Source organism: Streptomyces sp. SAI-170 (assembly GCF_049739565.1).
Lineage (GTDB): Bacteria > Actinomycetota > Actinomycetes > Streptomycetales > Streptomycetaceae > Streptomyces.
In genome coordinates, this window is the sequence record NZ_JBMGQD010000001.1 from 8,063,468 (window position 1) to 8,089,367 (window position 25,900).

Consider the following 25,900-nt stretch of genomic DNA (forward strand, 5'->3'; position numbering starts at 1 on the left):
GTCTCTGCCGAATGTCCTATACCGCCGTATTCATGGTTGCGCACCGAGGACGGTGCGGCCACGAGAACACGCAGGGGTCTCGGAGTCCGCATATCGGGGCATTTTCTTGCCCATGTAAACTAAAAATCCCTACCGACCAGCGGAGGCAGACCCACTGTGACCATCCAGATGCCCGCCGACCGCATCGCGCCCCGGCTGTGGGCCGGTACGGCCGCCCCGGACCCGATCGGCCGGCGCACCAGGGCGGATGTGTTCGCCACGATCCTGACCGGCGGGCCGGTGTCACGCACCGAGGTGGCGCAGCGGCTGGGACTGTCGCAGTCGACCGTCACCAAGATCGTGAACCCGCTGATGGAGACCGGCGCCCTCGTGGAGGAGCCCACCTCCGCGGCCGGGGCGGTCGGGCGCCCGCGCCGGATGCTCCAGGTCCGCAAGGAACTCCATCTCGTGGTGGGCGTGAAGATCGGCCCCACCAAAGTCACGGCTGTACTGACGGACCTGGGCGCACAGGTCCTCGCCCGCTGGGAGCGGCCGCTGACCGACCGGCGTATCGAGGCGGCGGTCGCCGTCACCGCCGAGGGCGTACGCGGGCTGACGGCCTCCGTCCCCGGCAGCGCCGAGCGGATGCTGGGGCTGGGCGTCGGAGTGAGCGGTCACGTCGACGTGACAGCCGGTGTGTGCCGCTACTCGGCCCTGATGGACTGGCACGACGCGGACGTCGCCGGGCCGCTGGCCGCCGCCACGGGGCTGCCGGTGGCCGTCAGCAACGACGTGAACACCCTTGTCGTCGCCGAGCAGTGGTTCGGCCACGGCCGGGACACCGAGTCGTTCGCCGTGGTGACGGTCGGCGCGGGCGTGGGCTGCGGCCTGTTCCTGGGAGGCCGCCTCCACCTCGGACGCAGTGGTCTGGCCGGCGAGTTCGGCCATCTCCCGCTCGATCCCGCGGGCCCGGTGTGCAGTTGCGGCAACGTCGGCTGCCTGGAGGCGCTGGCCTCCTACGAGGCCGTGCTGCGCCGGCTGCGCTCGGCCGGCCTCAAGGACTGCGAGGACATCGAGCAGGCGGTCCGGCTGGCCCGGTCGGGGCGCGGCCCGGCCTCCAAGGCCGCCCTCGCGGCGTTCGCGGAGTCCGGCGAGGCCCTCGGCCGCGGCCTCGCCGGACTGTGCAACCTGCTGAACCTGGAGAAGATCGTGCTGGCGGGAGAGGGCGTGACGGCGCAGGACCTCTTCGGTCCCGCCCTGGCGACCGCGCTGCGCGAACACGCTTTCTCCAGCGCGGCGGAGGACTGCGAACTCATCGTCGACGCGGTGACCGACGACCTGTGGGCCCGCGGCGCGGCCTGCCTGGTGATCAGGGACGCCGTCCAGTCCTGAGGGCGCCGCGGTCACCGGTCCTGAGTTCCCCGCTGTCTACTTCAGGGTGCCCGCGGTGACGTCGATGTGGTTCAACGCCACCGCGCCGGTGTCGCCGTCGGCGCGGATGAGCGTGATCAGGTTCTCGCCCTCGGCCAGCCTGATCTCGCCGTGGAGGGTGGCCCAGGTGCCGCCGGTGGCCCGGAAGTTGACCGAGCGGGGCGTGCTGACCACCGTGTGGTCGGGCCGCTCGGCGTCGAGGGTGAGCCGTGCCGCCCGGTCGCCCTGGTAGCGCATGCCGAGGCGGTAGGTGCCGGTGCGGGGCGCGTCGACGGTGAAGGTGACCGACTGGTGCTCCCCGGCGATACGGACATAGCCCATCGCCTCATGGCCGGGCAGCGAGTTGGCGAAGCCGGCCCCGCCGCCCCAGGCCGCGAACGCCGCCTGGTAGCGGGACCGGTCGCTGGGCGTGACGGTGGCGAACAGGCAGCCGTGTGCGGGCAGTTCGGCACTGACCGTGCTCAGTTCGCCGAGGTCCTCGTGCTGCCACACGTCCCGCACCTTCGCCGTGCCCTCGATGCCCAGCGCGGCCAGGTCCAGGGAGCGGGTGGCGGGGGCATCCGAGCGGTTGAACAGGGCGATCGCCCAACTGCCGTCCGGCAGCTGCCCGGCCCAGCGCTCGGTGTCCCGGCTGGAGGGATCGTCGGCGTACGACGTCCCGTTGCGGAAGTACGGCTTGCCGACCAGGCCCTGCCGGTGCAGGGCGAGCACCTCGGGGTTGGTGTAGGCCCAGCCGTGGCCCGCGATGTCGGCGTGGGTGTCGGCGATGGTCAGCGGGGAGCCGGCGATGGTCATCAGGGTGATGCAGGTGCGGCGCTCGTCGTCGTCGGCGAACGTGTGCAGCCGCAGGAAGTCACCGTCGAGGATGAGCTGGCCCCGCCCCGAGCGGTCGGCGTACCCGGTGAAACCGCTGAAGGGGTTGAACCAGTTCGGCCACAGGTTCTGCCAGTCCTGGCGCCCGCCGCTGAGCCGGTCCCAGCCGCCGCGGTCGGCGTCGGCGTTGATGCGCGCCATGTCGCCGTGGTGGATCTCCGCCTCGCCGTGCTGGTAGAGGTGCGGCATCACCAGGGACAGTTCCATGTCCTCGCCCGCGGCCTCGCTCATCCAGCCGAGCGCGGTGAGGTAGTTGTCGCGGCCGTGGGGCCGGTTGACCCGGCCGAGCCCCAAGTCGCGTCCGTCCTCGTACCAGGACAGGAAGTCGACCCGCAGATAGGGCACCCCGAGGTCCTTGAAGTACCGCACATAACCCTGGACGTACTCCTTGGCGCCGTCCTTGGTGACGTCGATCCAGTAGAGGCTGTCGCCGCCGATGTCGGAGGCGAAGAAGTCGCCCTCGACGACGAGGTCGGCGATGCGGACGTCCGGCCGCCCGACGACGGTCTTGCCGCGATCGGCGACGGCCGCCTTGTGCACCCACAGCGGGTTGTAGTACACGCCGAGCCGCATGCCGCGGTCCTCGAGATAGCGCGCCCAGTAGGCCCAGTCGTGGGTCCAGGAATCGTTGTAGCTGACGACATAGCCGTGCTCGGTCGTCCTGCTGGAGCCCTCGATCCAGCCGTCGGTGCAGGCCATGCGGTAGCCGTGCGGGGCGAAGTCACGGGCCAGCCAGTCGATGTTGGCCTGCCACTCGGCCTCCGGTATGGGCGCGTTGTGCGGGAACGCCCAGCCGTAGATGTTCCAGTACAGCGGGCCGGCCCCGGAACGGGTGAAGACGCTGTTCCGGCTCGCCACCGAGACGACCGGCGGCCCTCCGGCGGCAGCCGGCGGGGCGGGGGCGAGGGCCGCCAGGCCCGCACCGGCCGCGGTGCCGGAGATCAGGGCCCTCCTGGAAAGTGCCATGACGAGGCTCCGTCCGTGGTGTGCGGCAGGGCCGGTGCGGGGTGACCGGTTGCCTGCGGATGACGGGAGTGTGTCCGGCAACGTTTCTTGCGTCAAGAAAGAAAATATCGATTTACGGAATCGTGACATGGGGCCGCTTGGTGGCGGCGGCGCTGTTCAGTGATCCGGGCAAGTAATGCCGGGCCGGCTCGGCCCCGCTCACTCCGTCTCCCAGTCCCAGGTGTCGAAGTAGGCGGCGACGCCGGTACGCCGGGCCGCCATCACGGCGCTGAGCCGTGCGAAGTCCGTCGGCGGCATCAGCGGCCGCCAGTCGTCGAGCGCGAGAACGCGCACCTCGTCGTGCTCCTCGGGATCCAGCGCGATGGACTCGATCTGCGCCTCGGTGAGCCGGCCGCCGTCGAAGACGACGCCCATCGTGCTGTACGGCCACGCGTCGCCCGGGAGCCCGTAGACGACCGCCAGCAACGGGGTCGGTCCGTCGACTTCGATGCCGGTTTCCTCGCGGCACTCCCGCGCGGCCGTCTGCCAGGGCCGTTCCCCGGGCTCCATCGTGCCGCCGGGCAGCTGCCAGGGATGCTCCGCGCTGTAGACGGAGTGCAGCTGGAGGGGCCGCTCGGCCTCGTCGGTGAAGAAGACACAGGCGAAGCCGGTGGCCTTCATGAGCGTCTCGGCGTACTGCTCGGGCGGCAGCCAGGCACGGGCGGCCGGTGCCTCATGGGTCATGGTGTGCCTCCTCGCACAGGAGCGGCGCAGGCGGGAATCAGGCTCTGGGCCCGCAGGCGGGCGAGGGTGCGCCGGCCGCGTTCGACGAGCTCGGGGTCGCCGTGGGCGGTGCCGTACTGGATGCCGGACACGGAGTCCAGGGCGGCTTCCAGGGCGAGTCGCTCCTGCTCGGGGCGGGTGAGCGTACGCCCGTACCCGGCGAGGAACGCCTCGTAGAGCTCCGGTCGGCCGGCCCACGCGTCGGACAGGCGGACGAGGTCCCGGACCGCGGGGCCGGGCTCGCTGCGCTCGAAGTCGATCACCGCCAGGGTGCCGTCGTCGGCGCGCAGGACGTTGCGCAGCTGGAGGTCCCCGTGGGTCTGCACGCACTCCAGCGGGGCCGGTCGCCTTGTCCGCTCCACCAGTGAGCGCACGAACTCGGCGTCGCCCGGGGCGAGATGGGCCTCGGCGGCGGCGAGGTGCCGCTCGGCTCTGCCGACGGACGGGCCTCGGACTGGGGGCGCGGTGTTCCGGTGTATCAGCCGGGCGAGCGCTCCGATCCCGTGGAAGACCCGGCGTTCCTCCTCGGCGGACAGCACGGCACCGTACAGCGGCCGGCCCGGCAGCGCGGTGACCACGATCGTGCGGAGGGCGGTGTCGGCGGCCACCAGCCGGGGTGCGGCCGCCCCGAGCGCCGGTGTCCACGTCCGGTAGGCCCGCACCTCCCGCTGGTGGAACCGCTCGCTGTGATGAGTCTTCACGAACCAGGTGCCCCCGGCCCCGCCGCGCACCCGCCACACCCGGCTGCCCTCCCGCGCCCAGGAGGCATCCGTCCACTCGACGACACGCCCCACCGCCCGCTCGGCGAACTCCCGGACATCAGGCGCAGGTTGGCCGACCGACGGGTCGGTAACCGCGGGGAGGCGGTCGAGCCGGTCGGCGTCCGGCGTGTAGGCGATCGGATCGTCCGGCTCCTGGAAGTGCACGGCCATCGGACGCCCCGTCCGGTAGGCGTCCAGCCCGGCCCGGCAGTAGGCCACCATGGGGGAGGGCAGCTCGTCGAGCCGGTGCCAGCCCATCGCGTCGCACACCTCCGGCTCTCTGATGGCCGGTGTGCCACGCCAGGCCCGGACCTCGAAGAACAGACCGATCCGGGCGCGCCCGCCGGGTCCGCGGTGGTGCACCGTCACCGCGAAGCGCACATCGGCACGATCGACCACGATGCCCGTCTCCTCGGCGGCCTCCCGGATCAGCGCGTCGACGACGTCCTCGTGCGGGCCGTCGAGGTGGCCGGACGGCAGATGCCACAGCCCGGAGGCGTAGACGTCCCCGGCGCGGCGGGAGAGCAGGACCTCCGGGCCCGTGACGGTGTCCCGCCGCGCGATCAAGTGCACGTCGACCGGCTCGCGGTGCCGCTGCTGCCCGCCGCTCATGCCGTACTCCGGGTCGCGGGGTGAGCCGCAGGGTGGTGTCGTCCTCCCGATGCCAACGTCGCTCCCTTCCTGACGCTCGCCGCTGTGTCGCCCTGTTCAACGACGCGTTCAGGATTTCGAACACATGTCTTTCGGACGGCCCGTGGCCGAAACGCCGATGTCCCGTCCCGAGCGTCGTGCCGGTCTACTCGTCGAGCTGGTGGTCGGCCCAGACGTAGGTCTCCGGCAGCAGGTCGGTGATGCTCACGGTCCGGACGCGGTCGTCCGTGCCGACGACGACCTTGAGGCCGGGGAAGTAGTCGAGCAGCGCCTGACGGCACCGGCCGCACGGCGGGACGACCCCGCGGTCGCGGTCTCCCACGGCGACGATCGTGTCCAGCTCGTAGATCCCCTGCGCGGCCGCCGCACCGATGAGGACCAGCTCCGCGCAGGGGCCTCCCGTGAAGTGGTACGCGTTCACCGCGGTGACGATCCGGCCGTCCGGGGCACGCCCCGCGGCCGCCATGGTGTGGTTGTCGCCCCGGCACCGCGTCCGGGCCACCTCGGCGGCGGCCCGGACGAGTTCGTGGTCCACCTGGAGGGTGTGCGTGGTCATCGTCTCTGCCTTCCTCGATCTGCCATTCCTCGATCTTCAGCGATTCAAGGCGACATTGGACGGCGTGACGATCTTGCGCAAGTGAGTATCGAGGGCTTCGCCGGTGGCGTGTCAGTCCACGGGCCAGGTGTGGACGGGTGCGTTGAGGTGCATGTAGTCGATGTACGTCTTCGTCATGCGCCGCAGCGCCTCGTGGCGGCCGCAGTGGTCGTGGTCCTCGATGTGGTGGACCTCCTCCTTCTGCCAGACGGCGCCGTTGCGTGCGGTCACGCACCGTTGCTCGATGATGCCGAGCAGCGGTTCCCGCCAGGCGGCGTCCATGCCGGACAGCTCGAGGCCCCGGTGGGCCAGGGGCAGCAGGCGGCGCAGGACGAGTTCGGGTACGGGGACCTCGCCCGTGCCGGGCCAGTACAGGCTCGCCTCCATGCCGTGGCGGGCCGCCGCATGCAGGTTGTCCTCGGCGACGGCGAAGGACATGCGCGACCACACCGGCCGGTCCTCCTCGACGAGGGCCCGGGTGAGACCGTAGTAGAACGCGCCGTTGGCGAGGGTGTCGGCGACCGTGGGGCCGGCGGGCAGCACCCGGTTCTCCACCCGCAGATGCGGCCGGCCGTGCGCGACGGCGTAGACCGGTCGGTTCCAGCGGTAGATCGTGCCGTTGTGCAGGGTGAGTTCGGACAGCTCCGGGATGTCACCGCGGTTCAGCGTCTCCACGGGGTCCTCGTCGTCGCTCAGCGGCAGCAGCGCGGGGAAGTACCGCAGGTTCTCCTCGAAGAGGTCGAACACGCTGTTGATCCACCGCTCACCGAACCACACCCGGGGGCGTACCCCCTGCACCTTGATCTCCTGCGGGCGGGTGTCGGTGGCCTGCTCGAACAGCGGGATACGGGTCTCGTGCCACAGCTCCCTGCCGAACAGGAACGGACCGTTGGCGGCCAGCGCCACCTGGACCCCGGCGATGGCCTGCGCCGCGTTCCAGTAGCCGGCGAACTCCCGCGGGGAGACCTGGAGATGGAACTGCGTGCTGGTGCACGCGGCTTCCGGAGTGATCGTGTCGGCGTACGTGCGCAGCCGGTCGACACCGCTCACCTCGATCAGCAGATCCTCGCCCCGGGCCGCGAAGATCTGGTCGTTCAGCAGCCGGTAGCGCGGATTGTCCGACAGTGCGGCCCCGCTGACGTCGTCCTGCCGCAGCGTGGGCAGCAGACCGACCATGACCAGGTGCGTCCCGACCGACCGGGCGCGCGCCTCCGCGTGGTTGAGCGCGTCGCGGATCTCGGACTCCCAGGAGTCGGGGCCGCCTGCCGTCAACCGGCGGGGCGGGACGTTGATCTCCAGGTTGAAGCGGCCCAGTTCCGTGGACCACGCCGGATCCGCGATGGACTCCAGTACGTCGCTGTTGCGCATGGCAGGTTCGGCCGCGTCGTCGACCAGGTTCAGTTCGATCTCCAGCCCCACCTGGGGCCGCTCGCTCTCGAACCGCTCCTCCCGCAGCATCTGCGCGAGGGCGTCCAGGCACGCCTGCATCTTGATCCGGTACCGGCGGCGGTCCTCGCGGGTGAAGACCATCGCCGGAACGTCCCGTCCCATCGGCCCTCCCAGGTCGCCCGTCAGGGACCCCCGCACCTCCCAGCGTCGCACCCCCGGCCCACTCCGACCATGCAGCGCCGTGTCCCACGGTGATGCCGTGCGCCAGGTTCCCGTTTTGTCCTCTGGCCAACGCGCGTAGACCCCGGCACCATCGTCGTGCACCGCACAGCACCGCCTGCACAGCTGCCGTACAGGAAACATGGCCCCTCGCAGGAAGGTCCTCCCCATGAAGGCCATCAAGGCCCCCAAGCTCCGCTCGGTTCTGACCGCCCTCGCGCTCGTCGTCGCTCCCGGTGCCGCCGTCGTCGGCACCGCCGGCGAGGCCTTCGCCGTCACGAAGATCAGCCACTCCACCGCGACCGCGATGTTCCGCGAGGTCGGCATCACCTGGTCGTCGTCAGGGAACTGCTCCGACCGCTACAACTCCAGCTGTACGTCCTTCGAGCAGCTCAACCTCGCCACCGCCCAGGGCGCGCAGACCCTCAAGCGCGCCAGCGGCTGCGCCCTGAACATCACCGGCGGCACGGAGGTCGGCCACGCCTCCGGCACCTACTCGCACTGGAACGGCTACAAGCTCGACTACAGCAAGTACACCTGCATCGGGAACTACATCAAGAACAACTTCACCTACATCGGCCTGCGCGGCGACGGCGCCCCGCAGTGGCGCTCCGGCTCCGGCAACGTCTACGCCGACGAGGGCAACCACTGGGACGTCACGTACTACAACTGCGGCGGCTGCTGACACCCACGCCCCGGCGGAGGGCGGCCTCGCGGAGCCGCCCTCCGACGCGCCGCACGGCACCGTCCGGAGTCACCTCGGGATCGCGACCTGTCAGCGCAGCGCGGCGAGCTCCGCAGGGGTGTCCTCGGGGCTCCGGCGGCCGGCCGGCACGAAGGCGCCGGGGTGCGTTGCCCACTGCTTGGTGACCCGTACGTAGCCGAGGACCACCGAGAGCATGGCGAGGATGAGCAGGGGGCCGAACAGCCAGGGGAGTGCGGCCATCTGCACCGGCAGATAGCGGTAGGACGCGAGGAGCGCGGTGAAGACGGCCGCGCCGTAGGCGGCGAGCCGGATGCCCGAGCGGTCCCAGCCGTACGCCTGCGCGCGCAGGGCGGCCTCGATCGTGACCGTGAACACCACGCCGGCGACGATGTCCGATCCGTAGTGGTAGCCGAAGCCCAGGGTCGCGCCGAGGGTGGCGATCAGCCAGAAGGTCCCGGCGTAGCGGAGGAGCCTCGGGCCCGTGCGGGAGTGGATGAAGATCGCGGTGGCCCAGGCGGTGTGCAGGCTGGGCATGCAGTTGCGCGGGGTGATCTCGTCGAAGGGCATGTGGTGCGGCGGCCCGGTGGGGGGCAGGGTGTGGGGCCACAGTTCGGCGAGGGCCCAGTGCCCGCCGTCGGCGCCGTAGACGAAGATCGGTCCGACCACGGGATAGAGCATGTAGATGCCGGGGCCGAGGAGCCCGATCACCAGGAACGTACGCACCAGGTGATGGCGCGGGAAGCGCCGCTCGGCCGCCACGTTGCGCAGCTGGTACAGCGCGACGGCCACCGCGGCCACCGCGAGCTGGATGTAGACCCAGTCGAGGACATGGGCCCCGACCGATCCCGTGGCCTCGACGAGGCGGCCGGCCAGCCAGGAGGGGTAGCCCAGCGCGCGGTCGGCGAGGGCCACGTACTGGTCGAGCACGACCGGACGCGTCTTGGAGGTGATGAGCAGCCAGGCGTCACCGGTCTTCCGCCCGGCCACCAGCAGCAGACCCAGCCCCACGCCCTTCAGCAGCAGCACCCGGTCCTGGCCGGTGCGGCGGGTGACGGCGACGACGGCACACGCCAGCATCACCCACAACGCGCCGTTGCCGAAGGGGTAGCTCCTGCTGCTCTCGATGTCGGCCGTCCACCGCACCAGAAGGAAGACGATGTCGATACCGACGGCCGCACCCAGTGCGATGAAGCGCTCCCGCCAGGGCAGCACGACCATCATCAACGCCATGCTGGCGTACAGCAGTGGTCCCGATTTAGGGGTGAATATCACCTCTTTGACCTGATTGGTCATCGGTCCCGGTATGCCGTAGTGCCGCGCGGCGATCTCCAGCGCGACCAGGAACACGAGGGCCACCGCACCCACCGTGGCCCACAGCGCCGCCCGCGGCGGACGCCACGCGGTGGAACTGTTTCCGTTGTTTATTCGCGGAAAGAACCGCGATGTCATAGATCTCAATTGTTTTGGCCGATTTGTTAGTTATGGGGCGAACAGGTCGGACGGGCGATACCGGGGATCACCGCGAGATCGAACATGCTATCCAGGTGGCCGCGGGTTATCGCCGGTCAGGTACGAGCGAAGGCCGAGGGCTGTTCGGCTCAGGTGCGGCGCGTCCTGGCCGGGCGGGCGGCCGGCGGTGGAGATGATGCGGCGATGAAGACGTCCGACGATGACCCCGGCTCCGGCTCCGGCTCCGGCACCGGCTCCGGCACCGGTGGCGGCCGCTACGGCGAGGCCGTCTTCCGGCCCGAACAGGCGGGGGAGGGCGAGCGGATCGACTTCGGTGCCCTCGCCTACGACGACATCACCATGGCGCGACTGCGGGCACTCGGGGTCGGCGCGGGGTGGCGCTGCCTGGACGTGGGCGCCGGCACCGGCACCGTCTCGCGCCGGCTGCTGGCGGAGGCCGGCGTGACGAGTGTGCTCGCCGTGGACCGGGACGTACGGTTCGTCGCCGAGCGGCCCGTGCCCGGCCTGGAGGTCCTGGAGACCGACATCACCGCCCCGCACTCCGTCCCCGGCCGGTTCCGGCTCGTCCACGCACGCTTCGTGCTGATGCACCTGCCGGAGCGTGAGCGCCTGATCGCGGCCCTGGCCGAGCTCCTCGCGCCGGGCGGTGTGCTGGTGCTCAGCGACGCGGTCGACCTGACCGGGGACCGGACCCCCAGCACGCCGTACACGACGGTGATGCGGGCCATGTGGCAGGGGCTGCGGACCACCATCGGCACCGACGTCTCCTGGGTGCCGACCTACCCGCAACTGCTGCGCGGAGCGGGGCTCGCCCGGGTCGCCGCCGAGGTCCATGTGCCGCCGCTGCTGCCGGGCAGCCCCATCAGCCGCTTCTGGGCGGACACCTGGCAGCGCAGCAGAGCGGCGATGCTCGCCACCGGCCTGGTGGACGACGCGACCGTCGACGCGGCGGCGCGGTACCTGGACTCCGACGACTGCGCCGCGCTGTCCGCAGGCATGCTCACCGTCTGGGGCTGGAAGCCCAAGGAGACCGAGGAAACCGAGGGGACCGGGGAGATCGAGGGGACCGGGGAGATCGAGGGGACCGGGGAGACCGGGGAGACCGCGCCCTGACCCGCTCCGGTCGGCCGGAAGGCTGAGCCGCCTGTGAAAGCTCTGGCCGACCACTGCTCTTGACGTTGAGTCAGGTGTTAGTCGAACATTCACCCGCACGGCCGCATCAGGCACAGGCACCACACAGCTCCAGCGCCCCGCGTCAACCGACACCGCGGGGCGTCTCGTACGTTCCGCAACCCATCCTCAGTTCGGAAGTCACGGAGCCCCCACATGAGTCTCTCCGTCCACAGACCTGCCCTGGCACTCGCCGGCGTCGTCGCCGTCGCCGCCGCACTCGCCGGGCCCGTCCCCGCCGCCACCGCCGAGGTCGCCGCCGCCGCGCCCGACATATCGGTGGCCAACGTCAAGCAGCACCTCGCCGACCTCCAGTCCATCGCCACCGCCAACGGCGGCAACCGCGCCCACGGCCGGACCGGCTACAAGGCGTCCATCGACTTCGTGAAGGCGAAGCTGGACGCGGCCGGCTACACCACGACCCTCCAGCAGTTCACGTACAACGGCGCCACGGGCTACAACCTCATCGCCGACTGGCCCGGCGGCGACCCGAACCAGGTCGTCATGGCCGGCTCGCACCTGGACTCGGTCACCTCAGGCCCGGGCATCAACGACAACGGCTCCGGCTCGGCCGCCATCCTGGAGACCGCACTCGCCGTCTCCCGGGCGGGCTACCAGCCCACCAAGCACCTGCGGTTCGGCTGGTGGGGCGCCGAGGAACTCGGCCTCGTCGGCTCGAAGTACTACGTCAACAACCTGCCGTCCACCGAGCGCGCGAAGCTCAGCGGCTACCTCAACTTCGACATGATCGGCTCGCCCAACCCGGGCTACTTCGTCTACGACGACGACCCGACGATCGAGAAGACGTTCAAGGACTACTTCGCCGGCCTCGGCATACCCACCGAGATCGAGACCGAGGGCGACGGCCGCTCGGACCACGCGCCGTTCAAGAACGCGGGCATACCCGTCGGCGGCCTGTTCACCGGCGCCGACTACACCAAGACCTCGGCGCAGGCCCAGAAGTGGGGCGGCACGGCCGGGCAGGCCTTCGACCGCTGCTACCACTCCTCCTGCGACACCACCGCGAACATCAACGACACGGCCCTGGACCGCAACAGCGACGCCATCGCCCACGCGATCTGGACCCTGTCCTCAGGGACGACGATCCCGGGCAAGGTCTTCGAGAACACGGCCGACGTGTCCATCCCCGACAACGGCGCCGCGGTGACCTCCTCCGTCACCGTCAGCGGCATCACGGGCAACGCGCCCAGCAGCCTCGCCGTCGGCGTGGACATCGTCCACACCTACCGAGGTGACCTGGTCGTCGACCTCGTCGCGCCCGACGGCAGCGTCTACAACCTCAAGCCGTACTCGTCCTCCGACTCGGCCGACAACGTCCGGACCACCTACACGGTCAACGCCTCGTCCGAGGTTGCGAACGGCACCTGGAGGCTGCGCGTCCAGGACCGGGCCTCGTACGACACCGGCTACATCAACAGCTTCAAGCTGACCTTCCCGTAAGGGAGTCGGCCGCCGCGGGACCGGGCGCAGGTGCCGGTCCCGCGGCGGTCGCCGGTCAGCCCGTGACAGCGGCGGCCGTCACTCGAGCGACTCGAAGATCTCGTCCCAGAACTCGGAGTCGTCCACATTCGGGTCCTGGCCGATCAGGCGCTCCCGCAGACGGGCGGCGGCGGCCGCGCGTACGGCGTCGTCGTCCGACTCCAGGGCGTCGCTCGACTCGGCGATCAGGCCGAGGAGAACGGCCAGCCGGGGGAGGGAGTCGGCGGCAGGTCCCTTCCAACCGGCCGCGTGGTCCCAGCCGTTGGGGTCGTAGTGGGTGATGCCGCCGTCCGCGTCGAGCATCAGATGCTGGTCGCCCCACAGCGCCACGGCGAAGCAGAAGTTCTCGGGCGGGGAGTCGTCGTCGGGGTAGCGGTTGCCGTAGAGCTCGTCGGCGTCGAAGGGCTCCAGCGAGCGCCTGCCCCGCAGGATCCTCGTGTCGATCCCGACGCCGCCGAGGCGGACGGCGGGAAAGCCGACCGTGAGCAGGAACTCCCTCGACTGCGCATCGGTCAGCTCGTCCGGCAGATCGGCCTCGTCCGGCCGCCACAGCGACCCTTCACCGAGCCGTTCCTCCAGCCATGCCGCGTCCGGTGTCAGCGGAGTGTCGGTGCTGCTCACTGCCTGGCCCCCATGAGTGGTGTGTCGTTCGATCATCGCGGGGCCCAGTCAACCGCAGGGCGATCAGTTCCTGCGCAGCGCAGCCTCGGTACGCAGGTCGGCCAGGGTCGGGTAGCCGTCGACGGCCATGATCAGATCGGCCTCGGCCAGCAGGGACCGCAGCACGTGGACGATGCCGTCCTCGCCGCCGACCGCGAGCCCGTACGCGTAGGGCCGGCCGATGCCGACGGCGGTGGCGCCCAGGGCGAGTGCCTTGACGACGTCGGCGCCGGAGCGGACGCCGGAGTCGAAGAGGACCGGCAGACCGTCCGCCGCCTCGACGACGCCGGGCAGCGCGTCGATGGCCGCGAGCCCGCCGTTGGCCTGCCGGCCGCCGTGGTTGGAGCAGTAGACGGCGTCGACGCCGCCGTCCCTGGCCCGGCGCACGTCCTCGGGGTGGCACAGGCCCTTCAGCACGATCGGCAGGTCGGTGAGCGAGCGCAGCCAGGGCAGGTCGTCCCAGGTCAGCGGATGCCCGAAGACCCCGGCCCACTCCAGGACGGCGGCCTGCGGATCCTCCTCCGGCGCTTTCGCCAGCCGGGCGCGGAAGACGGGGTCGGAGGTGTAGTTCGCCAGGCAATGGCCGCGCAACTGCGGGAAGTTGCCGGTCGCGAGGTCACGCGGACGCCAGCCGGTGACCCAGGTGTCGAGGGTGACGACGATCCCCCCGAAGCCCGCCTTCTCCGCCCGGTGCACCAGACTCTCCGCGAGGGCACGGTCCTTGGGCGTGTACAGCTGGAAGAGGCCGGGCGTGTCCCCGAACTCGCCCGCCACCTGCTCCAGCGGATCGACCGACAGCGTCGAGGCCACCATCGGCACCCCCGTCCTGCGGGCGGCCCGCGCCGTCGCCAGGTCGCCGTGTCCGTCCTGCGCGCAGAGCCCGATCACCCCGATCGGAGCCATGAACAACGGCGACGGCAGCCGCAGTCCGAACAGGTCCACCCTCATGTCCCGCTCGGCCGCACCCACCATCATCCGCGGCACGAGCCCCCACCGCTCGAACGCCGAGACGTTCGCCCGCTGCGTGAACTCGTCCCCCGCACCGCCCGCCACGTACGACAGCACCGACGCCGGCAGCGCCGCCGCGGCCCGCGCCTCCAGTTCGCCGTACGTCATCGGCATGTCCGGCAGCACGCCGAACAGCGCGTTGAGGTAGATCTCGTTCTGGTAGTCGCCGAACTGCCCGCCGAATTCCGCCTGCATCCTGATCGCAGCCCTTTCGTCGGCCGCGCGCCCGGGACCTTCCCGGCGGCGGCCGCTCCCACTCTGCCGACCGGAGAGCTTGGGCACCATGGTTCCGGCGCCTGCACGGTCAGATGAGGTCCGAGGCCGCCGGACCGAATCCGAGGAGCACCGCGGTGCCCGTCCAGCTCCAGAGCTGCGTGTCGGTCGGCGATGCGTGGTCGGGGGAGGGCGGCAGTGGACCGTCTGCCGCTGGAAAGGGCGCCCTGATAAGGGAGTTGGCGTACGACGGTGCTTCGGTGGGGCGTTGGGCGGTCTGCGGCGTCGCCGACATGTTGTCGTCCGTTCCCGTCGAGGGTGAGTGGGGCGGGTCCCGCACCTCAGGGGGAGGGCACGGGACCCGCGGTCGGGGGGCGGGTCAGGCCGCGATGCCGGTGGCGTCGAGGGTGACGGGGATGTTGTTCCGGGTGGCCTTGGAGTACGGGCAGATCTGGTGGGCGGCGTCGGCGAGTTCCTCGGCGGTCGCCTGATCCACGCCGCCGAGGACGGGGCTGAGGACCGCCGAGAGGGAGAACTCGCCGTCGTCGCCGTGCGTGAGGGTGATCTCCGCGGTGATGGCGGTGCTGCTGAGCCGGATCTTCCGGGCCGCGGCGGCGCGGCGCAGGGCGCCCAGGAAACAGGCGGCCCAGCCGGCGGCCAGCAGTTGCTCCGGGTTGGTCGCGTCGCCCGCGCCGCCGAACTCCTTGGGTATGGCGAGCCGGGTCTCCAGCAGGCCGTCCGAGGAACGGACGTGACCGCCGTTGCGGCCCTCTCCGTCGACATCGACATGGGCGGTGTAGGTGACTGCCATGGCTCGCGCTCCCCATCTGGGTCGAAGGCTTCGAGTGACCGCAGGGCCGATGACCCCCGAGGGGCGTCACCGGTCAAGGCGGTGACCTCATCATGCAAGTCGATCCGTCACCGGTCAAGGTGGTCGCCCGATCGGACAGTTTCGCCTATTCGGCTGCTTGAGATTCTCACGTCACCGGTTTGACAGGTGACGTGCTCCGTGTGAGTCTGATGGTGACACAGGGCACGGCTCGCGACCTGAGGGGTTACTCATGATCGACAGGCGTACGTTCGGCAAGGCGGTCGGTCTCGGCACCGGCGCGGCAGCGGCCTCGCTGGCCGGCCTGCAGTCCACCGCGACCGCCACGACGGCCTCGTACGCACGGGGGAACGCACCCACCGTGCCCGCCGTCGAGCCCGGTGCTCACACCGCCTTCGGGACGCTCAAGCACGTCCGGGCGGGAGTCCTCGACATCGCCTACGCCGAGGCGGGCCCCGCCCACGGCCCGGTCGTCCTGTGCCTGCACGGCTGGCCCTACGACATCCACAGCTATGTCGACGTCGCCCCGCTCCTCGCCGAGCTGGGGTACCGCGTGATCGTGCCGTATCTGCGCGGCCACGGCGGCACACGCTTCCTGTCCCGCCGTACGCCCCGCACGGCCGAACAGTCCGCCGTCGCGCGGGACATCATCGCCCTGATGGACGCCCTCAAGATCGACAAGGCGGTGCTCGCCGGGTTCGACTGGGGCTCGCGCACCGCCGACATCATCGCGGCCCTGTGGCCGGAGCGGGTCAAGGCCCTTGTCTCGACGGGCGGTTATCTGATCACCGACCTCAAGGCCCAGCAGGAACCCGCGCCGGCGGCCGTCGAGCGCAACTGGTGGTACCAGTGGTACTTCGCCACCGAGCGAGGGAAGAAGGCGATGGAGAACGTCGACGAACGCATCGCCCTGTGCCGCTATGTGTGGACCCTCGTCTCGCCCAACTGGGCCTTCGACGACGCCACTTTCCAGCGCACGGCCGAGGCGTTCAAGAACCCCGACTACGCGGCCGTCGTGCTGTTCAACTACCGCTGGCGCATCGGTCTGGTCGAGGGGGACCGCCGCTACAGCCGCTACGAGGCGCAGCTCGCCGCGCGGCCGCCCATCCACGTCCCCACGATCACCCTCGACCCGGCCCTCGATCCCTTCACCCAGCCCGGCGACGGCTCCGCGTACCGCGACCACTTCACGGGCCCCTACGAGCACCGCACCCTCGCGGACATCGGCCACAACCTGCCGCAGGAGGCGCCGACCGCCTTCGCGCAGGCCGTCGTCGACGCCGACCACCTCTGAGGGTGCGCCGACGGACCAAGGAGACACACGCATGATCGTCTACGACCGGCTCTTCATCGGCGGCTCCTGGACGGAGCCGAGCGACCCGGCACTCCAGCAACTCACCTCACCGCACGACCAGTCCGTGATCGGCCGCGCCGCCCAGGCGCAGCCCGCGGACGTGGATCGTGCGGTGGCCGCGGCGCGGGCCTCCTTCGACGCGGGTGCCTGGCGCAGGACCCCGCCGGTGCAACGGATCGCGTTCCTGCGGCGGTTCAACGTGCTGCGCGAGGAGAACGCGGACGAGGTCGCGCGGCTGATCTCACTGGAGAACGGCTCGGCGCTCTGGTTCACGCGTGCCGGGCAGCCGGGGCTGACCCGGCAGGCGAACGCCTACCTGAGGGCGGCGAAGGAGTTCCCCTGGGAGGAGACGCTGACGCCCTCCGACCCGACGTCGCCGGTGCACAGCATCGTGCGCCGAGAGGCGGTCGGCGTCGTCGCGGCCGTCATCCCCTGGAACTCGCCCTTCTCCTCGGCCACTTCGAAAATCATCCCGGCCCTGGCCGCCGGCAACTCCGTGGTCCTCAAGGTGTCCCCCGAGAACTCGCTGAGCATGGGCTTCCTGGCCGAACTGCTGGAGCGCACCGGTCTGCCCGAGGGCATCGTGAGTGTCCTGCCCGCGGACCGGGAGACCAGCGAGTACCTGGTGTCGCACCCGGAGGTCGACAAGATCGCCTTCACCGGCTCGACGCGGGCCGGCCGCCGTATCGCCTCGATCGCGGGGGAGCAGCTCAAGCGGGTCAGCCTGGAGCTGGGCGGCAAGTCCGCCGCGATCGTCCTGCCGGACGCCGACGTCCAACAGGCCGTCGCGGGACTGAAGTTCGGCTCCCTGCTCAACAACGGCGAGTCCTGCATCGCCCAGACCAGGATCCTCGCGCCGCGCGGCCGGTACGAGGAAGTCGTCACGGCACTGAAGGACATGGTCGAGTCGTTGCGGGTGGGCGACCCCAGCGACCCCGACACCTTCATCGGCCCGATGATCCGCCCCGACCAGCAGCAGCGCGTACGCAGCTACATCGAGCTCGGCATCGAGGAGGGCGCCCGCCTGGTCACGGGCGGCCCGCAGATCCCCGAGGGCCTGGAGAAGGGCAACTACGTCACCCCCACCGTCTTCGCCGACGTCGACAACGCGATGCGCATCGCGCAGGAGGAGATCTTCGGCCCGGTCCTGCTCGTCATCCCCTACGACGACGAGGACGACGCCGTTCGCATCGCCAACGACTCCCCGTACGGGCTGTCCGGCGGCGTCTGGTCCTGCGACGAGGGCCATGCCCTGGAGGTCGCCCGGCGCCTGCGCACCGGCACCGTCACGGTCAACGGGGCGCCTGTCGCCTTCGACGGCCCGTTCGGCGGCTTCAAGGCCAGCGGCATCGGCCGCGAGTTCGGCGCGGTGGGGCTCGGCACGTACACCGAGTACAAGACCATCACCGTCTGATCGAGGAGGGGTTCGGCATGAAGAAGCAAGGGGCGACGGACACGTCGGCGGCAACCGGAACGGCTCCGTCTACGGCTACGGCAGCGGCGGCTGCTGCTCGACAGGCACGCTTCGGCAAGCTCCCCGAGCGCATTCGCTTCGAGGACATGACCGAGGAGGTGGAGACGGCGCCGGGCGGGGCCGCCTCCTACGACCCCGAGGGCTCGTGGAAGTACTACTCGTGCCTGGCCCTGGACCTGGGGCTGTGACCGGAGGTCGTCGAACGGCGGTCAGTGGGCGGCAGCAGCCGAGGACTTCTTGCGGGCGCGGTACGCCGCAGCCTTGAGCTTGTTGCCGCAGGACTCCATGCCGCACCACTGCCGCCGCATGCCCCGGGAGCGGTCGATGTAGACACGCGTGCACTCCGGGTTGCCGCACTCCTTGAGCAGCGGGACGTCCGGGCCGCTGAGCAGCTCCACGGCCTGCCGGGCGACCGTGGCCAGGGCCTGTGCGGGCGTCGCGTCGGTGTGCCGGCCCGCCCGGGTGAGCTGCGGTGTCGCCGGGACCTGGCGCGCTGCGGCGTTCAGCACCGCGAGGGCCTCCCGGTCGAAGTCCTCACCGAGGCGCCGATCGGTGACGAGCCGGTAGACCGCCTCGCGCACCGCCACCGCCTCCCGGACGTCGTCCTCCCCGGCGGGCGTGATCGCGTCCACGAGCCCCGACTCCAGATACCAGGCGTTCAGCCGGTCCGGCGCCACGAACATCTCGAACCTGGTCGTCCGCCGGGCCCGCAGCGTGGCCGCGAAGTCGAGCGCCGGGTTCCCGCACACGAAGACATGGTCAAGATTCACGTCACCATCTTGACAGGTGACTGGGGTGAGGTGCAAGGGCCGGCGGCCGGGGTCTGCGCACCCCCGCCACCCCAGCCACGTCACCCCACCCCACGCAGCCGCACCCCAGCCCCCTCCTCCCGCCCAGCCAGCCGCAGCTCGCGCCCCTGCCAGCCGCCGCGCAGCCAGCGGTCGTGGCTGGCGACCACGATGGCGCCGGGGCCGCTGCCCAGGGCGGCCTCGAGTTCGTCGCACAGTCGGGGCGAGAGGTGGTTGGTCGGCTCGTCGAGAAGCAGCAGTTCCGGTGGACGGGCCACCAGCAGGGCGAGGGCCAGTCGGCGGCGCTGGCCCACGGACACCTGGCCGACCGGCTTGTCCAGGTCGGCCTCGGCCAGCAGGCCGAGGTGGGACAGCGGCACCTGCTCCGCCCGCTCGGCTCCCAGGGTCAGCGCGTAGGTGTCCCGGACCGTGCGGTCGGGCCGGTCGAAGACGGTGTCCTGGGTGAGCAGGCCCACCGTCAGCCCGTGTCGCCTGTGCACCTCGCCCTCGGCGGTGAGGCGCCCGGCGAGGACGGCGAGCAGGGTCGACTTGCCCGCACCGTTGCCGCCCGTGACCAGGAGCCGCTCGGTCGCCGACACCTCCAGGCCGGACAACGCGAGCCGCCCCGGCACCCGTACGTCCCGCAGGGACACCAAGGGTTCCGGGCCGTCCGGCGGGCATGCGGCCAACTGGGGCGCCGCGAACCTCAGCGGGGGCGGCGGCTCGGTGGCCCCGGTGCGCTCCAGCTCCTCGACGCGTCGGCTCGCGTTGCGCACCCGACGGGAGATCTGGCTCTGGACGCGGCCGGCCCGATGGCCGTAGCCCATCTTCTCGTTGTCGCGCGGGCCCCGGTCCGGTGCGACCCGGCGCGCGGTCACCCCCGCCGTGTGCCGTAGCGCCTCCAACTCCTCCTGTTCCTCGGCGTACTGCCGCTCCCAGCGCTCCCGTTCGGCGCGCTTCTCGCTGACGTAGGCGCTGTAATTGCCGCCATAGCGGACCGGTCCGTCGACCGCCGGATCGAGGTCGATCAGGTCGGTGCACACGGCGTCGAGGAACGCCCGGTCGTGGCTGGCGGCGACCACGACACCGGGCAGACCGCGGAGCTGCTCCTCCAGGAAGGCGGCGGCACCGTCGTCGAGGTGGTTGGTCGGCTCGTCGAGCAGCAGCGCCGGCGGCCGTCGTACGAGCAGTGCGGCCAGGGCCAGCCGGCCGCGCTGGCCGCCGGACAGCGAGCCGAGCGTCCTGTCGTGGGGGAGACCGCCGAGCCCCAGCCCGTCCAGGACGAGGGCCGCGCGGCGGTCGGCGTCCCAGGACTCCCGGTGCTGGGCCTGCTCCAGCCGCCTGCCGTAGGCGTCGAGCAGGTCCGCGTGGCCCGGGTCGTCCTCCGGGACACGGGCCAGCTCCTCGCTGAGCCGTTCCAGCTCCGCGAGGTCCTCGCGGGCCTCACGCAGCGCGTCGTCCAGCACCGCGGCGAGGGTGGACTCGGCGTCGTACGGCATCTCCTGGTGCAGGAAGCCGAGGCCGGCCGGGCGTGAGACGCTCCCGGCGTCGGGTTCGTCCACGCCGGCCAGCACCCGCAGCAGGGTGGACTTGCCGGCGCCGTTCTCCCCGATCAGGCCGATGCGCCGGCCGGGGGAGGCGGTCAGGGACACGCCGTCGAGGATGCGGCGGCCGCCCAGGGTGCGGACGAGGTCATGGGCGAGCAGGGCGGATTGAGACACAGGGAACCGTCCAAGGTGATCGGGGGGTGGGCCCGCCGGGCACGGGGCCTCGGGCGCGGGCCGTTGCACACGTCGGCGGTTCACACCGAGGGCGCTCCCGTCGCCTCCAGCCTTCCGTCGGCCAGCCGCAGCCACCGGTTCACCCCGATCTCGGCGAGGAACCGCTCGTCATGGCTGACCACCACGAACGCGCCCTGGTACGAGTTCAGCGCGCTCTCCAACTGGCCCGCACCGACCAGGTCGAGGTTGTTGGTCGGCTCGTCGAGCAGCAGCAGATGCGGTGCCGGCTCGGCGCACAGCACGCAGGCCAGGGTGGCCCGCAGCCGTTCCCCGCCGGACAGCACCCCGACGGGGAGATGCGCCCGGGGCCCGCGGAACAGGAAGCGCGCGAGCAGGTTCATCCGCTCGGCCTCGGGCCGCTCGGGCGCGAACGCGGCGAAGTTCTCCGCCACGCTGCGGTCCAGGTCCAGCAGGTCCAGTCGCTGCGACAGATAGGCGATACGGCCCTCGCCTCGCCTGATCCGGCCGCCTTCCGGGGCGAGTTCGCCGGTGATCAGCCGCAACAGGGTGCTCTTGCCCGAGCCGTTGGGCCCGGTCAGAGCGATGCGCTCGGGCCCGCGTACCGAGAGGTCGACGCCTCCCTCGGCGAACACGTCCTGTCCGTCGTGCCGCACCTGCATTCCCTCGCCGAGGAAGAGGGTGCGTCCGGTGGGCACCTGTGTGTCGGGCAGGTCCAGGCTGATGCGCTGCTCCTCGCGCAGTGCGCGCCCGGCCTCGTCGAGGCGGGCCTTGGCCTCCCCGACCCGGGCCGCGTGCGTCTGTCGGGCCTTGCCCGCGGACTCCTGCGCGCCGCGCTTCATGTTTCCGGCGAAGATGCGTGGCAGGCCGGCGTTCTTGAGGTTGCGTGCGGCGTTGCTCGCGCGGCGCTCGGCGCGTTCACGGGCCTGCTGCAACTCGCGCTTCTCCCGCTTGAGTTCCTGCTCGGCGTTGCGGACGTTCTTCTCGGCGACCTCCTGCTCGGCGCGCACCGCCTCCTCGTAGGCCGTGAAGTTGCCGCCGTGGAAGCGCAGTTGAGAACCGCCGAGCTCGGCGATGCCGTCCATGCGGTCGAGCAGGGCCCGGTCGTGGGCGACGACCAGCAGCAGGCCGCTGAAGTCCGCCAGTACGTCGTACAGCTTGTGCCGGGCGTCCCGGTCGAGGTTGTTGGTCGGCTCGTCGAGCAGCAGCACGTCGGGGCGCTTGAGCAGTTGTGCGGCGAGCCCGAGCGAGACGACCTGGCCGCCGCTGAGCGTGCCGAGGCTGCGGTCCAGGGCGAGACCTACCAGACCGAGACGGTCGAGCTGGGCGCGGGTGCGCTCCTCGATGTCCCAGTCGTCGCCGATGGTCGTGAAGTGCTCCTCGCTCACGTCCCCGGACTCGACGGCGTCCAGGGCGCGGATCACCTCGGCGACACCGAGCACCTCGGCGACGGTGAGGTTCCCGGTCAGGGGGAGGGTCTGCGGCAGATGGCCGAGGGTGCCACTCACGCTCACCGAGCCTGCGGTGGGCCGCAGTTGGCCGGCGATCAGCTTGAGCAGGGTGCTCTTGCCGGAGCCGTTGGGGGCGACCAGGCCGGTCCGGCCGGTGGTCAGGGTGAAGGACAGGTCGTGGAAGACCGGGGTGTCGTCGGGCCAGGCGAAGGACAGGTTCGAGCAGACGACGGCGGCGTCGGGCATGAAGGAGACCACGAAAGAGACCTCGAGAGAGCTGGGGGCGCGCGCGAAGACAGCTCCGCCCCGGGCAGACAAGGGGAAAAGGGGTACGACGAACGGGCCACTTCGGCGGCGCTTCCTCAGCGCGTTCGGCGGCCGTTAGATCCGGATCTCACCCGGAGATGTCGTCGTCACCCACCACGTCTGCGACTCCTCGTTACACGGACCAGGTCGCCGCCACCCTAACAGGCCGCCCCCGTCGCGGGGCCGGCCTTTTCGCGAGCGCACGCGTCGACAGCCGGAGCATGACCGTGCCCGCATTGTCACTGGGTCAACCGGTGACGTACTTGAGAAGTCGCGGTCGGCCGGTCACTCGGACGCGCCGGTGCGCCGGGCGTAGGCCCGGGCGGCGCGGGCGCGGTCGCCGCAGCGGGTGGAGCACCAGTGGCGCCGGCCGTGGGTGCGCAGCAGGAAACGGTCGCAGGGCGCGGAGCCGCAGGCGGCGAGGAGGTCGGCGTCCGCGCCGGTGAGCAGGTCGGCGGCGTCGGCGGCGAGGATCGCCAGCGCGTGGTTCACGGCCTGGTCGGTGGGGTGCGACTCGACGCGGCGCAACCCCTGCGCCCCGTCCCAGGCGAGCAGCGGTGCCGAGGGCACGGCCGTGAGCGCGTCGTTCACCGCGCGCAGGGCCGCCTCGGGCGGGGCCGTGCCGTCGACACGGGCGGCGAACAGGGACCGCACATGACCGCGCAGCGTACGCATCCGCCCCGCGCACAGCTCGTACAACCGCACCTCCTCGGAGGTCAGGTTGTGCGCGAGGAGCCAGCTCCTGGCGGAGTCGGGCGCCGCGAGCAGGTCGTAGGCCTGGCCCGCGGGCAGGGTCGCGGCGGTGTCGGCGAAATCGAGGGAGCGGTACCGGTCGGCCCCCGGAGCCGGGGGCAGGGCGGCCCGCGTGATGTCGGTGACCACGGCTTCTTCCACGCCCTCATGGTAGCCCTTGCGTTTTTCCGTGACACGGCCCTAGCGTGTGCCTCACGGAAAACACGGAGTGCATCCGTGAGAAGTCGTGTGCATTCATGAGTACGAGGAGTCATCGCGCATGTCCCAGTACGACACCGAGCAGTTCCCTGTCCGCGTTCTCGGCGGCCCCACCGCCCTCTTCGAGTACGGCGGCCTGCGCTTCCTGACCGACCCGACCTTCGACAGCCCCGGCGACTACCCGAGACCGGTCGGCCCCATGCTGACCAAGACGGCCTCCGCCGCGGCCACCCCCGCCGACCTCGGCCCCGTCGACGTGGTCCTGCTCTCGCACGACGAGCACGCCGACAACCTCGACACCTCCGGCCGGGCCCTGCTCGCCGACGTCCCGCTCACCCTCACCACGCCCGGCGGCGGAGAGCGCCTCGGGGCGCAGGCGACCGGCCTGGCCGACTGGGAGAGCGTCGAACTGAAGCGCCCCGACGGCGGCAGCGTCACCGTGACCGGGGTCCCCGCCATCCACGGGCCCGGCCCGCGCGAGGCGGTCGAGCCGATCACCGGCCAGGTCGTCGGCTTCGTCCTCACCGGAGAAGGGCTGCCCACCGTCTACGTCAGCGGCGACAACGCCTCGCTCGACGCGGTAAAGGAGATCGCCGAGCGCTTCGCCCCGGTGGACACGGCCGTCCTCTTCGCCGGAGCTCCCCGCTTCCCCGTCCTCTTCGACGGCGAACCCCTCGTCCTGGACAGCGCCCAGGCCGCCGAGGCCACCCGCATCCTCGCCGCCCGCCGCGTCGTCCCGGTCCACCACGACAGCTGGGCCCACTTCACCGAGGGCCGCGAGGCCCTCGAAGCCGCCTTCGCCGCCGCGGACCTGACCGACCGTCTGGACCCGGACTGGCTCCGGCACGCCTGACCTGAGGCCACACCCACGGCTCCAGGTCAGGACGACATGATGAAGTCCAGGGCATAGCCGGAGGCGGTCGTCCAGTAGGTGACCCGGGCACCGTCGTCGAAGGCCGCCATGCCGGGCAGATCGACCTCGACCGGCTCGCCGGCGGTGCCGTCCAGCTGTGCTCCCTGCAACCGCAGGGTGACGGTCCCGGTCTCGTACGTATCCATGCCGCCGCCGTCGACGAGCAGCGCGGCATGCGCCTCCTCGCCCGGAGCGAGGGTGACGAGCTCCTTCGGGTCGCTGTCCTCGATCACCTTCACAGGCTGCTTGGCGTGGGCGCCGAGCCAGATCTGTGGGTAGTGGTGGACGGTGCACTTCCTGTCACCGGCGTTGGTGAGCGTGAGCAGGAGGTGCCGGGTCTCCTCGCCCGCCGCGTCCTCGCTCGACGCGGCCAACGACACATCGGCCCCCGCACAGGCGGCGACGGCACCGCTGTCGCCGCCCTGCGGGGGCGATGCCGTCTCGCTCGGCGGGGCCGCGGCCGTCGTGCGCGGCCGGTCCGACGACGGCTGCCGTGAGCCGTCCGCCTTGCCGGAAGTCTGCGGTTCGCACGCGGTGGCCGCGAGCACCGCGGCGACGACGGTGGCCGCCAGGGCAAATGCCTTACGCCTCTTCGGACTTGTCGTGGTCTCGTGACGAGTGCGGACAGGAGCATGCATGGCGTTCCCCCGTGGTCTGCCGTGGGCGGTGCTCGCGATGTGCGACGACAGGCCGAGTGTGCGGCACCCCTTCACCGTCGGCGGCAACCGCCCTCGATGTGTTACCGACCCAGTACAGGGAAGCGGCGGCTCCGCGAGAAAGCCCCGGCCGGCCGCCCGCTCACTTCTTGCGTGCGGTCACCAGGGCGAAGGACAGGTACGCGCCGCCGTCCTCCGTGAGCATGTCGATCACCGGCTGGTCGGCACCCGGGCCCTCCGGCCGCTGCTCGGCGCAGGCCCGTGTCCACAGCAGCCAGTCGCGCCAGGCGTCCTGCTGGAGACGGGCGGACGTGACCTCCACGAGCTCGGTGATCTCCCACTGGAAGCGCCACCACTCGGGTGTGTGCCAGGCGAGGGCCTCCCAGCCGACGACCCGCTTGATGTGGGCCGGTATCGCGCCGAGTTCACGGACCTCGCGCGTCATGGCGGGCGTGGCGATGCCCAACTGACCTCCGGGGCGCAGAAATCGCACCAGGTAGGGCAGGTAGCCGTCGGCCGTGCCGAAGTACTCGAAGGCGTCGATGCTCACGATCGCGTCGAAGCTCTCCGGCTCGAAGGGCAGCACGTGCGCCTCCGTCCGCACGGCCGTCACCCGGTCGGCGACCCCCGCCTCCGCGAAGACCGCGGCCGCGTCCTCCGCGGGGATCCACCAGTCGGCGGCGACGACCTCCACACCGTACTCACGGGCCAGGAACACCGACGTGGCGCCCTTGCCGGAGCCGAGGTCGAGGACCCGCATCCCGGGCCGCAGGTCGAGGTCCCGGGCCAGGTCCTCCAGGAGCCACAGCGGATGGGGCCCCATGTCGAGGCCGACGAGCCATGCCGGGTCGTAGCGCGACGAGCGCGGGTAGCGGTCCGGCCGTACGAGATCGTTCAAGGCGGTCACGGACACGCACTCAAGCCGACCTCGCGCAGCGGCACAAGTGCTTTACGACCGGCCCCCGTTGCCGGCCATGCCGTCCGCTCCACTTCGACGCCGCCGTGCACGACCGTACGGGCGGGGCGGCCTGGTGCCGATGAGCGCGCGCCGGCATGAATGAACCGGACGCCTCCTGCCTACTCGGA

At 71.4% G+C, this 25,900-nt stretch carries 23 protein-coding genes; 8 read left to right on the plus strand and 15 right to left on the minus strand.

Annotated elements, in window-relative coordinates; genetic code table 11:
- The first annotated feature begins 156 nt into the window (after positions 1-156).
- Positions 157-1,371: an ROK family transcriptional regulator gene (locus RKD23_RS36245; protein WP_424857588.1), complete on the plus strand. Its 1,215-nt coding sequence runs from the start codon at positions 157-159 to the stop codon at positions 1,369-1,371.
- Between the two features lie 36 nt (positions 1,372-1,407).
- Here RKD23_RS36245 and RKD23_RS36250 read toward each other — a convergent pair whose 3' ends face one another.
- The 5 genes from RKD23_RS36250 to RKD23_RS36270 all read right to left on the minus strand — a co-directional run bounded on the left by RKD23_RS36250 (position 1,408) and on the right by RKD23_RS36270 (position 7,569).
- Positions 1,408-3,249, minus strand: coding sequence for a hypothetical protein (locus RKD23_RS36250; RefSeq protein ID WP_424857589.1), 1,842 nt, complete (start codon positions 3,247-3,249; stop codon positions 1,408-1,410).
- A 198-nt stretch (positions 3,250-3,447) separates the two neighbouring features.
- On the minus strand, positions 3,448-3,972 hold the full coding sequence (locus RKD23_RS36255) for an NUDIX domain-containing protein (RefSeq protein ID WP_424857590.1): 525 nt from the start codon (positions 3,970-3,972) through the stop codon (positions 3,448-3,450).
- The gene (locus RKD23_RS36260; RefSeq protein WP_424857591.1) at positions 3,969-5,384 is read right to left on the minus strand and encodes a phosphotransferase; all 1,416 of its coding nucleotides are present in this window, start codon (positions 5,382-5,384) and stop codon (positions 3,969-3,971) included. The genes RKD23_RS36255 and RKD23_RS36260 overlap by 4 nt, the downstream gene beginning before the upstream one ends.
- A 184-nt stretch (positions 5,385-5,568) precedes the next feature.
- Positions 5,569-5,979: a cytidine deaminase family protein gene (locus tag RKD23_RS36265; protein ID WP_424857592.1), complete on the minus strand. Its 411-nt coding sequence runs from the start codon at positions 5,977-5,979 to the stop codon at positions 5,569-5,571.
- A gap of 111 nt (positions 5,980-6,090) precedes the next feature.
- The gene (locus RKD23_RS36270; RefSeq protein WP_424857593.1) at positions 6,091-7,569 is read right to left on the minus strand and encodes a glutamate--cysteine ligase; all 1,479 of its coding nucleotides are present in this window, start codon (positions 7,567-7,569) and stop codon (positions 6,091-6,093) included.
- A gap of 226 nt (positions 7,570-7,795) precedes the next feature.
- Here RKD23_RS36270 and RKD23_RS36275 point away from each other — a divergent pair, with 226 nt between their 5' ends.
- Entirely contained in the window at positions 7,796-8,311 is a 516-nt protein-coding gene (locus tag RKD23_RS36275) for a hypothetical protein (protein ID WP_424857594.1), read from the plus strand.
- A 90-nt stretch (positions 8,312-8,401) separates the two neighbouring features.
- Here the strand turns inward: RKD23_RS36275 and RKD23_RS36280 are convergent, their stop codons facing one another.
- The gene (locus tag RKD23_RS36280) at positions 8,402-9,781 is read right to left on the minus strand and encodes a phosphatase PAP2 family protein (RefSeq protein WP_424857595.1); all 1,380 of its coding nucleotides are present in this window, start codon (positions 9,779-9,781) and stop codon (positions 8,402-8,404) included.
- 204 nt (positions 9,782-9,985) lie between these two features.
- On the opposite strand from RKD23_RS36280, the gene RKD23_RS36285 reads away from it, so the two are divergent.
- Positions 9,986-10,915, plus strand: a complete 930-nt coding sequence (locus RKD23_RS36285; protein WP_424857596.1) for a class I SAM-dependent methyltransferase — start codon at positions 9,986-9,988, stop codon at positions 10,913-10,915.
- 213 nt (positions 10,916-11,128) lie between these two features.
- Positions 11,129-12,433: a M28 family metallopeptidase gene (locus tag RKD23_RS36290; RefSeq protein WP_424857597.1), complete on the plus strand. Its 1,305-nt coding sequence runs from the start codon at positions 11,129-11,131 to the stop codon at positions 12,431-12,433.
- 78 nt (positions 12,434-12,511) lie between these two features.
- On the opposite strand, the gene RKD23_RS36295 is transcribed toward RKD23_RS36290, so the two are convergent.
- The 3 genes from RKD23_RS36295 to RKD23_RS36305 form a co-directional block, all read right to left on the minus strand.
- Positions 12,512-13,093: an SUKH-4 family immunity protein gene (locus RKD23_RS36295; protein WP_424857598.1), complete on the minus strand. Its 582-nt coding sequence runs from the start codon at positions 13,091-13,093 to the stop codon at positions 12,512-12,514.
- Positions 13,094-13,156: 63 nt separating this feature from the next.
- The gene (locus tag RKD23_RS36300; protein WP_424857599.1) at positions 13,157-14,335 is read right to left on the minus strand and encodes an alpha-hydroxy-acid oxidizing protein; all 1,179 of its coding nucleotides are present in this window, start codon (positions 14,333-14,335) and stop codon (positions 13,157-13,159) included.
- A 397-nt stretch (positions 14,336-14,732) separates the two neighbouring features.
- Positions 14,733-15,164: an Ohr family peroxiredoxin gene (locus RKD23_RS36305; protein ID WP_424857600.1), complete on the minus strand. Its 432-nt coding sequence runs from the start codon at positions 15,162-15,164 to the stop codon at positions 14,733-14,735.
- Between the two features lie 250 nt (positions 15,165-15,414).
- Here RKD23_RS36305 and RKD23_RS36310 point away from each other — a divergent pair, with 250 nt between their 5' ends.
- Genes RKD23_RS36310 through RKD23_RS36320 form a run of 3 tightly spaced genes read left to right on the plus strand, consistent with a single transcriptional unit; the run spans position 15,415 to position 18,198 of the window.
- Positions 15,415-16,476 (plus strand): alpha/beta fold hydrolase, encoded by a 1,062-nt coding sequence (locus RKD23_RS36310; protein ID WP_424857601.1) that lies wholly within the window; start codon positions 15,415-15,417, stop codon positions 16,474-16,476.
- 31 nt (positions 16,477-16,507) lie between these two features.
- Positions 16,508-17,950 carry an aldehyde dehydrogenase gene (locus tag RKD23_RS36315; protein WP_424857602.1) on the plus strand — a complete coding sequence of 481 codons (1,443 nt, stop codon included), beginning with the start codon at positions 16,508-16,510 and terminating at the stop codon, positions 17,948-17,950.
- 17 nt (positions 17,951-17,967) lie between these two features.
- Positions 17,968-18,198 carry a hypothetical protein gene (locus tag RKD23_RS36320; protein WP_424857603.1) on the plus strand — a complete coding sequence of 77 codons (231 nt, stop codon included), beginning with the start codon at positions 17,968-17,970 and terminating at the stop codon, positions 18,196-18,198.
- A 21-nt stretch (positions 18,199-18,219) separates the two neighbouring features.
- On the opposite strand, the gene RKD23_RS36325 is transcribed toward RKD23_RS36320, so the two are convergent.
- From RKD23_RS36325 to RKD23_RS36340, 4 genes are all read right to left on the minus strand, one after another.
- On the minus strand, positions 18,220-18,780 hold the full coding sequence (locus RKD23_RS36325) for a CGNR zinc finger domain-containing protein (RefSeq protein ID WP_424857604.1): 561 nt from the start codon (positions 18,778-18,780) through the stop codon (positions 18,220-18,222).
- 80 nt (positions 18,781-18,860) lie between these two features.
- The gene (locus RKD23_RS36330; RefSeq protein WP_424857605.1) at positions 18,861-20,519 is read right to left on the minus strand and encodes an ABC-F family ATP-binding cassette domain-containing protein; all 1,659 of its coding nucleotides are present in this window, start codon (positions 20,517-20,519) and stop codon (positions 18,861-18,863) included.
- An 80-nt stretch (positions 20,520-20,599) separates the two neighbouring features.
- A complete protein-coding gene (locus RKD23_RS36335; RefSeq protein ID WP_424858417.1) occupies positions 20,600-22,234 on the minus strand; it encodes an ABC-F family ATP-binding cassette domain-containing protein in 1,635 nt (544 codons plus the stop codon).
- Positions 22,235-22,579: 345 nt separating this feature from the next.
- Complete coding sequence (locus RKD23_RS36340) at positions 22,580-23,188, minus strand: ABATE domain-containing protein (protein WP_424857606.1); 609 nt, start codon at positions 23,186-23,188, stop codon at positions 22,580-22,582.
- Between the two features lie 118 nt (positions 23,189-23,306).
- On the opposite strand from RKD23_RS36340, the gene RKD23_RS36345 reads away from it, so the two are divergent.
- Positions 23,307-24,098, plus strand: a complete 792-nt coding sequence (locus tag RKD23_RS36345) for an MBL fold metallo-hydrolase (RefSeq protein WP_424857607.1) — start codon at positions 23,307-23,309, stop codon at positions 24,096-24,098.
- Positions 24,099-24,124: 26 nt separating this feature from the next.
- On the opposite strand, the gene RKD23_RS36350 is transcribed toward RKD23_RS36345, so the two are convergent.
- Both RKD23_RS36350 and RKD23_RS36355 read right to left on the minus strand, forming a co-directional pair.
- A complete protein-coding gene (locus tag RKD23_RS36350; protein ID WP_424857608.1) occupies positions 24,125-24,706 on the minus strand; it encodes a DUF4232 domain-containing protein in 582 nt (193 codons plus the stop codon).
- Positions 24,707-24,956: 250 nt separating this feature from the next.
- A complete protein-coding gene (locus tag RKD23_RS36355) occupies positions 24,957-25,721 on the minus strand; it encodes an SAM-dependent methyltransferase (protein ID WP_424857609.1) in 765 nt (254 codons plus the stop codon).
- Positions 25,722-25,900: the final 179 nt, after the last annotated feature.